At 66.1% G+C, this 12065-nt stretch carries 13 protein-coding genes; 10 read left to right on the forward strand and 3 right to left on the reverse strand.

Translation table 11 applies throughout. The annotated features are described in order from the left end of the window. The first annotated feature begins 116 nt into the window (after nucleotides 1-116). Complete coding sequence (locus tag AC0L2L_RS26790) at nucleotides 117-953, forward strand: alpha/beta fold hydrolase (protein WP_473582667.1); 837 nt, start codon at nucleotides 117-119, stop codon at nucleotides 951-953. A gap of 69 nt (nucleotides 954-1022) precedes the next feature. On the opposite strand, the gene AC0L2L_RS26795 is transcribed toward AC0L2L_RS26790, so the two are convergent. Next, the gene (locus AC0L2L_RS26795; RefSeq protein WP_473582669.1) at nucleotides 1023-1532 is read right to left on the reverse strand and encodes a YybH family protein; all 510 of its coding nucleotides are present in this window, start codon (nucleotides 1530-1532) and stop codon (nucleotides 1023-1025) included. Between the two features lie 175 nt (nucleotides 1533-1707). Here AC0L2L_RS26795 and AC0L2L_RS26800 point away from each other — a divergent pair, with 175 nt between their 5' ends. The 9 genes from AC0L2L_RS26800 (at nucleotide 1708) to AC0L2L_RS26840 (ending at nucleotide 9605) form a co-directional block, all read left to right on the forward strand. Next, complete coding sequence (locus AC0L2L_RS26800) at nucleotides 1708-2655, forward strand: LysR family transcriptional regulator (protein ID WP_473582671.1); 948 nt, start codon at nucleotides 1708-1710, stop codon at nucleotides 2653-2655. A 114-nt stretch (nucleotides 2656-2769) separates the two neighbouring features. After that, nucleotides 2770-3759: a 3-oxoacyl-ACP synthase III family protein gene (locus tag AC0L2L_RS26805; RefSeq protein ID WP_473582673.1), complete on the forward strand. Its 990-nt coding sequence runs from the start codon at nucleotides 2770-2772 to the stop codon at nucleotides 3757-3759. A gap of 4 nt (nucleotides 3760-3763) precedes the next feature. Continuing rightward, entirely contained in the window at nucleotides 3764-4747 is a 984-nt protein-coding gene (locus AC0L2L_RS26810) for an NAD-dependent epimerase/dehydratase family protein (protein ID WP_473582675.1), read from the forward strand. Then, the gene (locus AC0L2L_RS26815; RefSeq protein WP_473582677.1) at nucleotides 4744-5568 is read left to right on the forward strand and encodes an MBL fold metallo-hydrolase; all 825 of its coding nucleotides are present in this window, start codon (nucleotides 4744-4746) and stop codon (nucleotides 5566-5568) included. Before AC0L2L_RS26810 ends, AC0L2L_RS26815 begins: the two co-directional genes overlap by 4 nt. Then, nucleotides 5565-6821 carry a F390 synthetase-related protein gene (locus AC0L2L_RS26820; protein WP_473582679.1) on the forward strand — a complete coding sequence of 419 codons (1257 nt, stop codon included), beginning with the start codon at nucleotides 5565-5567 and terminating at the stop codon, nucleotides 6819-6821. The genes AC0L2L_RS26815 and AC0L2L_RS26820 overlap by 4 nt, the downstream gene beginning before the upstream one ends. After that, nucleotides 6818-7963 (forward strand): GNAT family protein, encoded by a 1146-nt coding sequence (locus AC0L2L_RS26825; protein WP_473582681.1) that lies wholly within the window; start codon nucleotides 6818-6820, stop codon nucleotides 7961-7963. The genes AC0L2L_RS26820 and AC0L2L_RS26825 overlap by 4 nt, the downstream gene beginning before the upstream one ends. Continuing rightward, nucleotides 7960-8955, forward strand: coding sequence for a Rieske 2Fe-2S domain-containing protein (locus tag AC0L2L_RS26830; protein WP_473582683.1), 996 nt, complete (start codon nucleotides 7960-7962; stop codon nucleotides 8953-8955). Before AC0L2L_RS26825 ends, AC0L2L_RS26830 begins: the two co-directional genes overlap by 4 nt. A gap of 123 nt (nucleotides 8956-9078) precedes the next feature. Continuing rightward, complete coding sequence (locus AC0L2L_RS26835; RefSeq protein WP_473582685.1) at nucleotides 9079-9297, forward strand: type II toxin-antitoxin system RelE/ParE family toxin; 219 nt, start codon at nucleotides 9079-9081, stop codon at nucleotides 9295-9297. Between the two features lie 2 nt (nucleotides 9298-9299). Continuing rightward, entirely contained in the window at nucleotides 9300-9605 is a 306-nt protein-coding gene (locus tag AC0L2L_RS26840) for an addiction module antidote protein (protein WP_473582687.1), read from the forward strand. 6 nt (nucleotides 9606-9611) lie between these two features. Here the strand turns inward: AC0L2L_RS26840 and AC0L2L_RS26845 are convergent, their stop codons facing one another. Together AC0L2L_RS26845 and AC0L2L_RS26850 are read right to left on the reverse strand one after the other, a co-directional pair. After that, nucleotides 9612-10769, reverse strand: coding sequence for an ATP-grasp domain-containing protein (locus tag AC0L2L_RS26845; protein ID WP_473582689.1), 1158 nt, complete (start codon nucleotides 10767-10769; stop codon nucleotides 9612-9614). 90 nt (nucleotides 10770-10859) lie between these two features. After that, nucleotides 10860-11936 (reverse strand): glycosyltransferase family 2 protein, encoded by a 1077-nt coding sequence (locus AC0L2L_RS26850; protein WP_027165563.1) that lies wholly within the window; start codon nucleotides 11934-11936, stop codon nucleotides 10860-10862. Nucleotides 11937-12065: the final 129 nt, after the last annotated feature.

Here is a 12065-nt window from a genome sequence, read left to right on the forward strand (position 1 = left end):
AGTCGGAAAATCCTACAGAGATTGTCAAATCATAGTAATTTTCTTCGATAGTTGCCAAGCCTAGTTTTCCCTCGTCGAACGCGGCGCAAAACCGCTGAACAGATGAGGACCCCAAAATGACCGGCACACTTCACTTCACGGCAGGCGACGGTGCCCGCATCGCCTACAGGCTGGACGGCCCCCAGGACCGCCCGGTGCTGATGCTCTCCAACTCCATCGCCACGACGTTCCGCATGTGGGACGGCCAAGTTCCTGAACTCGCCAAATCCTTCCGCGTGCTGCGCTATGATTTTCGCGGCCATGGCGGCTCCGACGCGCCGGCCGGCGCCTATTCCCTCGACCGCCTCGGCCGCGACGTGCTGGAACTGCTCGATTTCCTCGGCCTTGCCCGCGTGCATTTCCTCGGTCTGTCGCTGGGCGGCTTCGTCGGCCAGTGGCTGGGCATCCATGCGCCGGAACGCATCGAGCGCCTGATCCTCTCAAACACCTCGCCGCATCTCGGGCCGGCATCCTATTTCGACGAGCAGATAAGCAACGTGCTTTCAGCAAGCGACCTGTCGGCCACGGCCGACATGTTCATGCGCAACTGGTTCCCGGCCTCGATGCTTGCCGGTCAAAACAAGACGGTCGAACCATTCCACGCCGCCATCCTGGCCATGTCGCCGCAAGGGCTTGCAGGCTGCTTTGCCGCGGTCCGCGATGCCGATCTGCGCCGGCCGATTGCCCTGATCAAGGCCCCGACGCTTGTGATCGGCGGCGAGGACGACAAGGTGACGCTGGCGAGCCACAGCGAGGCCATCGCGGCGACGGTCCCCGGCGCCGAGCTTCTGCTTTTGCCTGGCGTCCATCTGCTCAATGTCGAGCGTCCGGCGGAGTTCGTGGAGGCGGTGGTGGGCTTCCTCGGTGTGGAGCATGGCGGTGCCGCAGCCCAAGTCTTGCGGGCAATCGGCTGATTGCCACTGATGAACGCGAATGGCATTGCGGACGCCGGCCATGCGTCCGCAATGCAGGTCGTCGGCTTGTCAGCCGCGAGCCAGCGCGGCCAACTGCTCCAGGCTGATCTTGTGGACGAGCGGATCGGCGTGTCGGTGCAGCAGCAGCCATTCGGCCCCGTCGCGGCGGAACACCAGCGTTACTCTGAGGGGCCATTCCTGGTCCGGCAGCCCGCCGACTTTGCCATGCTGCCACTCGATCACGGCAAGAACGGCTATGTCGCCCGATGCATAAGCCTGCACCAGCTCCATTTTCGTCTCGCCGTCCTTGAAGTAGCTCGCGAGCTGCTGGAGGTGCTCTGCGCTTGTGTCGAAACCTCTTGAGAACGGGCCGCCGAACGGCTGCATCAAAGTGTAGTCGGGCGCATGCCTGATCAGCTCGAGATAAGCGTCCATGTCGCCGCGCATGAACGCCGAGCTGCCCTGCTCGGCCAATTTCAGGAGCTCGGCCAACGCCTTGTCATCGATGGGCGCCGCGTTTGACGCGGCTCGGCCGCCCGACGCGCGCATCGCAAGCGGCAGGGCGAGTGGCGCCGACAACGCCAGTCGCCTGGACACGGCTTTGGCGCGGGATTTCCGGCTGGGCGGCGCGTCCGTCTTGTCCGTGGATTTGAACATCAGGGGTCTCCTCGTTGATCGCATAAGGATCCGAACTTGATCGCCCGGACCGATCTCACTTCAACCGAGATGAATCCAGTGATATGATTTCAGCGATATGCTGCACCAAATTGATCTATCTCGCATCGACCTCAACCTGCTGGTCCTGTTTGAGACCGTCATGGAGGAGCACCATGTCGGCCGCTCGGCGACGCGGCTGAACCTGTCGCCATCGGCTGTCAGCCATGGCCTCGGCCGGCTTCGCGGCCTGCTCGGCGATCCGCTGTTCCTGAGGACGCCGAGGGGTGTTGTGCCGACCGACAGGGCGTTAGAGCTGGCCGCGCCGGTCGCCGAGATCCTGGCGCGGGTGAGGGGCGTCATCGCCAGCGTCGAGCCCTTCGATCCGGTCCGCTCCAGGCGCCGTTTTGCCATCGGCGCGCCTGACGGGGCCTCGTCCGTCTTCCTGCCGCCGTTGCTCGATGCCTTCCGGCAAGGCGCGCCGGGCATCGACATCAGCATCCGTCAGCTGCTGCCGAGGCAAGGGGAGCCGTCGCCGGCTCTCGCCTGGAGCGACGTCATCGCAGAGCTGGAGGCGCGGGCGATGGATGTCGCGGTGCTTCCGGTGGGCGGCATGCCCGAGCGCTTCCTCCTACGCACCCTCTATGAAGAGGATTTCGTCATCGCCATGCGCGCCGGGCATCCGTTCGCCACCGATTCCGGCATCGAGGCCTACTGCGCCATGCGGCACCTTGTCGTGTCGCAGGCGGGCGACACGTCAGGGTTCGTCGACACCGCGCTGGCCGAGCATCGCCTGTCGCGGCGCATCGCGCTCACCGTTCCCAATTTCATGTTCGCGCTCGCCGTACTTGCCGAGACCGACCTTGTCTCTGCCTTGCCGCGCCGGTTTGTCGCCATGCATGCGCGCCGCTTCGGCGTCGTCGCCGTCGAAGCGCCCGTGACGCTGCGGCGTTTCCAGATCAGCGCCGTGGTGCCGAAGGTCGCGATGATGGACGCAGGCATTGCCTGGCTTGTCGGCCAACTGGTGCAGGCCGGACTGGCGGTTTAGGTGCCTTCGATGCTGCGACCGCTGCAAGGCCTTCACTTCGAAAAAAATACGCCTTCATCGCGCCCGATCCGCCTATAGAATAGGCCGACGCAAGCTCACGGGCCGGGGGGAAGGATGCGGATCAGGATCGTCGGAACCGGCAGGGCGGTACCGGCACAATGCGTCAGCACGCGCGCGCTGGAGGAGAGGTTGGGCCTGGGCAAGGGCTCGCTTGAAACCGTCACCGGCATTGCGGAGCGCTATGTCTGCGAGGCCGAATCGCAAATCGATCTCGCCTGCGCCGCGGCGACGCTTGCGCTTGGCGATGCCGGCCTCGAGCCCGGGGCCGTCGATCTGATCATCGGCGGCTGCGGGGTGCCGTACCAGCCGCTGCCAGCGACCGCGCCTCTGGTCATGCAGCGCCTCCGGCTGGCGGACGGCTCCGCAGCCGCCTTCGATGTCAACAGCACCTGTCTCGGCTTCCTCACCGCCTTCGAGACCGCCGGCCGCATGATTGAGGTGGGGCAATGCAAGACAGCGCTGGTCTTTTCATCCGAAGTCGCCTCGCGCGCTTTGCCGTGGCAGGAGGCGCCCGAGATCGCCGCGCTCTTCGGCGACGGCGCGGCGGCGGCGGTGCTGCGCAGGGCCGAACCCGGCGAGGGCAAGGTGGCGGCGAGCTTGATGCGCACCTATCCCTCCGGTTGGGAGGCCTGCGGCATCGGTTCGGGCGGCACGCGCTTCGACTTCAGCAAGGAACGGGAAGCATTCGCCGCGCACAGCTTGTTCCACATGGACGGCAAGGAATTGTTCCGGCTCACCTCGCGCCACTTCAACGGCTTCGTCGATGATCTGCTGGAGCGCGCCGGCTGGCGGCGCGAGGATGTCGACCTCGTCATACCGCATCAGGCAAGCCCATTCGCGCTGGCCCATATGGCGCGCCAGACCGGCTTTCCGCCGCAAAGGCTCATCGACATCTCTGCCCGCTTCGGCAACCAGATCGCCGCCTCCATCCCCTTCGCGCTGGATGTCGCGCGCCGCGAGGGGCGGGTGGCGCCGGGCATGAAGCTGCTCCTCCTCGGCACCTCTGCCGGCGTCTCCTTCGGCGGCATGGCGCTGGAGGCTTGAGGAGATGGCCGTCCTCGTCACCGGCGCAAGCGGTTTCCTCGGCTCTCATGTGCTCGGGCGGCTGGCCGCGTCCGGCACGCTGGCGCTCGGGCTCGGTCGCGATGAAGCACGCTGCGATGCGCTGGAGGCCGCCGGCCATCGCATCATCCGCCACGATCTCGCACAGCCGCTCGATGCCGTGCTCGATCCAAGGCTGGGCAGGGTCGAACGGATCATCCATTGCGCGGCGCTCTCGGCGCCTTTCGGACGGCTCGCGGATTTCGAGGCGGCCAATGTCACGGCGACGCGGAACCTCGTCGATTTCGCGGGGCGGCAAAGCGTCAGCCGTTTCGTCCACATCTCCAGCCCGTCCGTCTGCTTTGCCTTCCGCGACCAACTTGGTCTCACCGAGGACGCGGCTCTACCGGAACCGGTCAACCACTACGCCCGCACCAAGCGCGAGGCGGAGAAGATCGTGCTTGGCCGGCCCGCCATCCATCCCGTGGTGCTGCGACCGCGCGGCATCTACGGCAAAGGCGATCGCGCGCTGCTGCCGCGCCTGATCAAGGCGGCAAAAAACCGGCCGCTGCCGCTGTTTCGCGATGGGCGGGCGGCCATCGACCTCACCCATGTCGACGATGTCGTCGATGCGGTGATGGCGGCACTTGCGGCGCCCAGGGAAGCCGAATGCGGGATCTTCAACGTCTCCGGCGGCGAGGTGCTGCCGGTCCGCCGCATCGCCGACGAGGCCTGCATCCGCGCCGGCTTGCATGCGCGCTGGCGGCCGACGCCGCTCATGCCGGCGATGCTGGCGGCGGGCTTGATGGAAGCGGTGGCGCTCTGGCTGCCCGGGCGTCCGGAGCCGCCGGTCACGCGCTATGGGCTCGGCCTCTTCGCCTATGCGCAAAGCCTCGATCTTTCCAAGGCCTGGCGTATGCTCGGCTGGGCGCCGAAAATCTCGTTTGAACAAGGGCTTGACCGCACTTTTGCCGGCGGGGCCGGGCCATGAAGATCGTCTTCGCCAACAGCGCCTGGGTGAGCGCCGCCGAGCGGCTGATCCTGCGCGGCGGCGGCTGGCAAAGCGTCAGGCTGCGCGTCCGCTACGGGCTGGTCTTTCACCCGGCTGCCGGGCCGGTGCTCATCGACACCGGCTACACACCGGAAGCGCTGAGCGGCGAGCGGCGCGGCCGGATGCTGCGGCTCTACGGCGCGCTGCTCAAGCCCGAGCTCAACGCCGCCGAGCAGGTCCTGCCGATGCTGCGCCGTTTCAGCCTCTCGCCCGACGATATCCGCGCAATCATCGTCACCCATTTCCACGCCGACCACATTTCGGGCCTGTCGCTGTTCCGCAATGCGCGCTTCATCGCCAGCGATGCCGCCTGGGCGCGGGTCAAGGCGCGCAGCACGAGGCGGAATCTGCGCCACGGCGTCTTCACCGAACTCTTTCCGCCGGATTTCGAAGCGCGATTGGACGGCAATTCCGCGAAGCCACGCGTCGCCTCCCGGGGCGACATTCCCGGCGGTGCCGATCTCTTCGGCGATGGCAGCGTGATCGCCATCGATCTTCCTGGACATGCCGATGGCCAGTTCGGGCTGCTGTTCACCGGCCCCGGCCGGCCGCTGCTCTATGCCGTCGACGTGCAATGGCTGCTCGCAGCCGTGACCGAAAACCGTACGCCGGGTTTCCCGGCGACGCTGATCGCCGAGGATGCCACGGCGATCGAGCCGGCCAGCACCATGCTGCGCCGCTTCCTCGCTTCCGGCGGCGAGGTGATGCTTTGCCATGATCCCGCGCCGACACCCCATGACTTTGCGCCGGAGGCCGCATGAACGGGCTGGCGGAAGCGGCAGGCTCTTTCGTCCTGACGCGCTGGGTGTCGCGCAAGAGCCGCGCTGACTTCGAGCGCTGGCAGGCGGCCGCCCTGCGGCGCTTCCTCAACCGCGACCTACCGCGCGCACCTTTCTACCGCCAGGTACCGGTCCGGCTTACCGATTTGCCGGTCACCGACAAGGCGCTGCTGATGGCGCGCTTCGAGGATTTCAACATCCACGGCCTCACCGCCACGGAAGCCTGGGCGGCCCAGGCGGGTGACGGTCGGGCCGGCGCGCTGACGGTCGGCGCCAGCACCGGCACCTCCGGCAATCGCGGCCTGTTCGTGATTTCCGAAGCCGAAAAGTACCGCTGGCTAGGCGCAATCCTGGCCAAGGCCGCGCCCGATCTTCTGTGGCGCGGCATGCGCGTCGCCGTCATCCTGCCGCAGAATACCGGGCTTTACGACAGCGCCCGCAGATCGCGGCTGGTCAAGCTCGCCTTCTTCGATCTGGCGGCCGGGCCGGAAAGCTGGCGCGGTGCGCTCGAAGCCTTCGACCCGACGGTCATCATCGCGCCACCGAAGATCCTCCGGTATTTCGCGGCCGAAAACTTTCGGCTCCAGCCGAAGCGTGTCTTCTCCGCCGCCGAGACGCTCGATCCGGTTGACCGTCCGGTTATCGAGAATTTCTTCCGGCTGCCGCTCGGTCAGATCTACATGGCGACGGAAGGCCTGCTCGCGGTGACCTGCCGGCAGGGCGGGCTGCATCTTGCGGAAGACTCCGTCTTTTTCGAATTCGAGCCGGCGGGCGAGGGGTTGGTGACGCCGCTGGTGACGGCTTTTCGCCGTCGGACACAGATCATGGCGCGATACCGGATGAACGACCTGTTGCGCTTGTCCGGGCAGCCTTGCGGCTGCGGTTCGCCGCTGCGCTGCGTCGACGAAATCGTCGGCCGTATGGACGATGTCTTCCGGCTGAGTTCGCGGACCGGACCGATCCTCGTCACGCCGGATGTGCTGCGCAACGCCGTGCTCAAGGCCGACCGCCGCATCGACGATTTTCGCCTTGTCCAGACCGGATCGGACAGGATCGAGCTCAGCCTTCCCCCAAGTCTCGCGGACGATGCGGCGGCCAGCGCTCATCAGGCGGTGCAAGCGTTGCTGGAAGCGCGAAAGGCGGTCGCCGCCGTAGCGCTTGTCCGCGCGCCATTGCTGCTGGAGACAGGCCGCAAGCTGCGCCGGGTCGAGTGCCGCCTGGAGCAGGCGCGGTGAGCGGCGCGGCGATGATGGAAAGGCCTGTCCAGCAGGCCGACCGGGTCGAGAACAAGCCGGCAAACGTCGAGGCTTTTGTAGGGCTTTTCAACGAAATACCGGTGCGCGATCTCGTTGCCAACCTGAAGACGGAAGTCGAGACGTTCGAAGTCGCCGGCCGCGTTTTTCCGCTGACGCTGAACGACGCCGATGAAGCGCCCAACTGCTACATCTGCTGCCCGACCAGCGCCTATATCGACTATGCGGTGGACGAGACGCGCAACTTCGCCGCCCATCCGCTGCTGCGGCGCGTGTTGAAGGCGCTGATCGGCGCCTGCGCGCCGCTGGTCAGGGCAAGCGGCCTGGACCGTCAGGCGCAGCTCAACAACTGGCTCTATTCGACCAACCCGGTGCCGCGGCTCGACCGGCCGACGGTCGCGTCGCTGCGCTCGGCCTTGACCGTGCGCTTCCCCGATCGCGCCATCGTCATCCGCTCGTTGAACGACATCGCCGATCCGGCGACCATTGCCGCCTTGAAGGCCGAGGGGTTCCGCATGCTGGCGGCACGGCAGGTCTACATCTTCGCCGACCGCAGCGCGGCACCCGCGATGACGCGCGACATGAAACGCGATCGCGCCCGCTTGCGCAAAACGCCTTTCGAGCGGGTCGGCGACGGCGATTTTACCGAGGCCGACTATGCGCGCGCCGAGCTGCTTTACAACATGCTCTATCTCGACAAGTACACGCCGCTCAATCCGCACTACACCGCCCGCTACATCGCCGAAATGCACCGGCGCGGCATCATCAGCCTGGTCGGATTGCGCAGGCCGGGCGGCGAGCTGGCCGCTGTCACCGGCCTGTTCGAAAACGGCGGCACGCTGACCCAGCCGATTGTCGGCTACGATACCGGCCTGCCGGTCGGCGAGGGGCTTTATCGCATGGCGATGGCGATGGCGCAGGACCACGCCACGGCGCGCGGCCTGTTCTTCAACATGAGCGCGGGTGCTGCCGAATTCAAACGCCGGCGCGGCGCGGTCGCCGCGATCGAATACAACGCCGTCTATGCCGGGCATCTTGCGCTTCGCCGGCGCATGGCGATCCGCATCATGGAAACCGTGCTGGCGCTGGTCGGCATTCCCTTGCTCAGGAGGTTCGAACTGTGAGTGAGCGCCATGGGGAAGATCACTGGCAGGCGGTTGCCCTGTCCGCCGACATCGGCAAGCGGCCGAAGCGCATCCTGTTCGATCGTGCGCCGGTGGTGCTGTTCCGCTCGGCGCAAGGCATTGCAGCACTTTTCGACCGCTGCCCGCATCGTCTGGTGGAGCTTTCGACCGGCAGGATCGTCGGCGGCGAGATCGAATGCCCCTATCATGGCTGGCGTTACGACGGCGCGGGCCGCTGCACCGCCATCCCCGGCCATGTCGGCGCCATGCCGCATTACTGGGTCCGCCGCTACGCCGCGATCGAGCGCGACGGCGTCGTGTTCATCTCTTCCGGCACGCCGCGGGGCGAACCCTACCTGCATTGCATGCAGGGCAAGGACATCATCGTGCGACGGGTGCGCTCATCGACGCAGTCGACGGTCATCGATGCCGCCGAGAACATTCTCGACGCCACCCATACCCATTTCACCCACAAAGGCCTGCTGCGCGGCCTGACCTCGAAGCGCCATCGGGTGCGGGTCGAGGTGACGGGCGGCGAGGGCTGGGTCGAAGCCTGCTACACCGGCGAGGATCGCCAGCAGGGCCTGATCAGCCGGCTGCTGGAGGGCGAACGCGCGAAGACCATCGGCCGCTTCCGCCATCCCGGCATCGCCGAGCTTGAATATTGGGCCAAGGACGGGCTGGTTTTAGCCACCACCTTCCACCTGCGCCAGGCCGACGAGCGCACAGTCGAAGGCCTCGGCTGGCTGATCGGCCGGCGCCAGGGCCTGCTCGGCGAGCTGAAGGCACTGGCCTTCAAGCCGCTCTTCACCATCGCGCTGCACCAGGATCGCAGGGTGCTGAAATCGGCAAGCGACAACGCCCGTTTCGCGCCGCAAGCCCTGCCGGTCATCGGCCCACTCGACTTCCTGCGCCGCGACATTGCCGCGATTGTGGAGGGGAAGATGCCGGCCGCGGCAAGCAAGCCGAGGGTGCATCAGATCGAGTTGTGACCTGAAGTTTATATGCCTTGATTTTGAGCACTTCCGTGAATTATAGTTCACACACGATCGAAGTTTCGGCAGGCGGCCGATTTCACGCATTGGCTGGACGGACTTCGCGACACCACGGCGCGCATGCGTGTCCTCGCCCGCATCCGTCGGGTTGAGATCGGCAACATCGGTGATGTCAAATACTTCGATGCTATCGGCGAGCTTCGGATCGACCATGGCCCAGGCTACCGCCTCTGTTTTGTGAAGATCGGAAACGCTGTGATCATCCTGCTCTGCGGTGGCGACAAGTCCAGCCAGAAGCGCGACATCGCCAAAGCGAAACAGATGGCAAAGGAGATATGACGATGCCCCTCGAAACCACACGCTTCGACATTCTCGACCACCTGAAAACCCCAGAGGATCGCTTGGCCTACATCGAGGCTGCCTTCGAGGATGGCGATCCTGCGCTCATCACGCACGCGCTCGGCGATGTGGCGCGTTCCATAGGCATGACAGCTGTGGCGAAGGAGGCTGGCGTTACACGCGAGGCGCTTTACAAGGCATTGAGCGAGAGAGGCGATCCTCGTCTCAGCACGTTGCTCGGTGTTACGAAAGCACTTGGTCTGCAGCTCGATGTGAAGCCTATTCGCTCGGGCTCGCTCGGGGCTTGAAGCATCTCAGCCCGGCCCGTTCCATTCGATATCGCGCGTCGACGCCGCCTGCAGGCTGATGCGCTCGCGTAATGCCACTTGTGCGATCTCCGCCAGCGCCGGCCATTGCGCTCTTACGGGTGCGGTATCGCCTGGCCAGTCGAGCAATTCCTGGCTCTCGCGCATCGCCTGGCGAAAGCGGCCGAGCCCGCCCGAACGCAAAGTGGCCGGCAGCCCATATATCCACATGGCAAGCCGCACCGTTTGCGGCGCGCTGACGTCGGGCGTCACTTCCGCGCCATCTCCAAGCACGGCATCGGTAAACCTCACCGGGTCGCGGAAGAAATGCAGGCCGGAGACGGCGCGCGGATTGCATTCCAGGGGCAGCACGCGCCCGTCCGTCTCGCGCATCAGGTCGAAGGAGATCTGCCCGGTCCATGCGGTGCCGGCGACGATACGCTCGACCAGCTCGCGCGCCGCATCGTCCTCGACCCGCTCGAAGAAGATGCCGGCGCCCTTGCCGGCGCGGTGGAGCGAGCGGTAGAGCGCCAGCGCCTTGAGCCTGCCTTCGCGCGCCACCGCATAGGCGCTGATCTCCTCGCCTTCGACAGAACGCTGCGCTACCCAGGGCATGGCGGGCGAGGGCGCAATGGCATCGAGCGCTTGCGGCGGTGGCCGCAGCAGCACACGGCTGGCAAAGCGTGACCAGACCGGCTTGAACACGAGTTCGTGCGAGCGATTGCGCACGGCTTCGATATCGCCGCGCGAGCTGAGCAGCGTCGTTTCCGGCACCTCCAACCCGAGTCGTTCGGCAAGCCCGATGAAGCTATGCTTGTTGTGGACCTCGGCCAGAAGATCGATGCCGGGCGCGAACAATCGGGCCGGCATGGTCCTGCCGAGCCAGGCCAGTGCAAGGTGAAAGACTTCCTCGCAGGTCGGGATGACGAGGCCGATGCCTTCAGCCCGTATCAGCGCCTCCACTGCGTCGGCATGGGCCCGTGGCTCGAAGCGCGGCGGCGGCAGGCGGTGATAGCGCGCGCAGGCCTTGCTCGATGCCGCGATCGGCCGCGCCGGCGTGTCGGCCAGGATCACCCTATGCCCGGCGCCATGGAAAAGGCGCGCCAGATGCAGCGCCACAGGAGCGCGTGCCCCGGTAATCAGGATGGTTCCGTCAGCCCCCGGCATCGCCCATTCGCGCCCGCTCCCGTCGCGAAACCGTTGCGCGAAATCGGCGTGGTTGGCAACGCGGCTGCTATCGATGCCCGGCCGGCCGGATCATTTCCGGCGCGGCTTTGCCTTCTCGGTCGCCGGCTTGCTCGGCCAGTGCCAGCCGTCGCCCTCGCCATGCGCCGGCTGCGGCCGCGCCACATAGGCGAGCGCGCCGTTGGCCTCGAGATAGACGCGCGACAGCATTTCGGCCAGCACGCCCGACGTCACCGCCTGCAGCCCGGCGATCACCAGGAAGAAGCCGGTGATGAGCATTGGCCTGGTGCCGATATCCTGCCCCCAGAAAACCTTGATCGCGAACAGATAGGCAAGGATCAGCGAGCCGAGCACGCCGAGCACGATGCCGATGCCACCGAAGAAATGCCCGGGCCTTGTACGATAGCGCATGAAGAAGAACATGAAGACGAGGTCGAGCACCACGCGGAAGGTGCGCGAGATGCCGTATTTCGACTGGCCGTGGATGCGGGCGTGGTGCGTCACCACTTCCTGGGCGATGCGGCGCGGCGTCGTCACCGTCGCCAGCCAGGCCGGGATGAAGCGGTGCATCTCGCCATAGAGCCGTACGCTGCGGATGACGCTGCCGCGGAATACCTTCAGGCTGCAGCCATAATCCTTGAGCTGCACGCCGGTGACGCGCGCGATCAGCCTGTTGGCGATGCGCGAGGGCAGGCGGCGCATCCAGAAACCTTCCTGGCGGTTCTTGCGCCAGCCGGCGACGAGGTCGAGATCCTCGGTCAGCAGGCGATAGACCATGCGCGGAATGTCGAACGGGTCGTTCTGCAGGTCGCCGTCGAGCGTCGCGATGACGTCGCCGCGCGCGGCGTCGAGGCCGGCCTGCATGGCGGCGGTCTGCTTATAATTGCGCACCAGCTCCACGCCATGCACATGCGGCCCGTATTGCGCCGCCAGCCGGTGGATCTCGGCGGGCGTGGCATCGGTGCTGCCGTCGTCGACGAGCACCACCTCCCAGGGCTGACTGTAATTTTCCATCGCCTGATGGATGCGGACAAGCAGCGGCTCGACATTGTCGGCCTCGTTGTACATCGGGACGACGATGGAGAGCTTGTGCTCGGGCATGACGGCGCCCTCGGGCAATCCCGATGCGGGGATGGGAAGCACGTTCATGGCGGTCATTTCCTTGCCGGTCCCGCCGCCGGGGTCTCCGGCAGCGTCGATTTCGAGGGGAACAGCCAGGCGATCGCACCGGTTGCGACCGCCGAGCAGAGAATGAAGAGATGCAGCGCCAGCGCCGCC

This window comes from Mesorhizobium sp. WSM4832 (assembly GCF_055811115.1).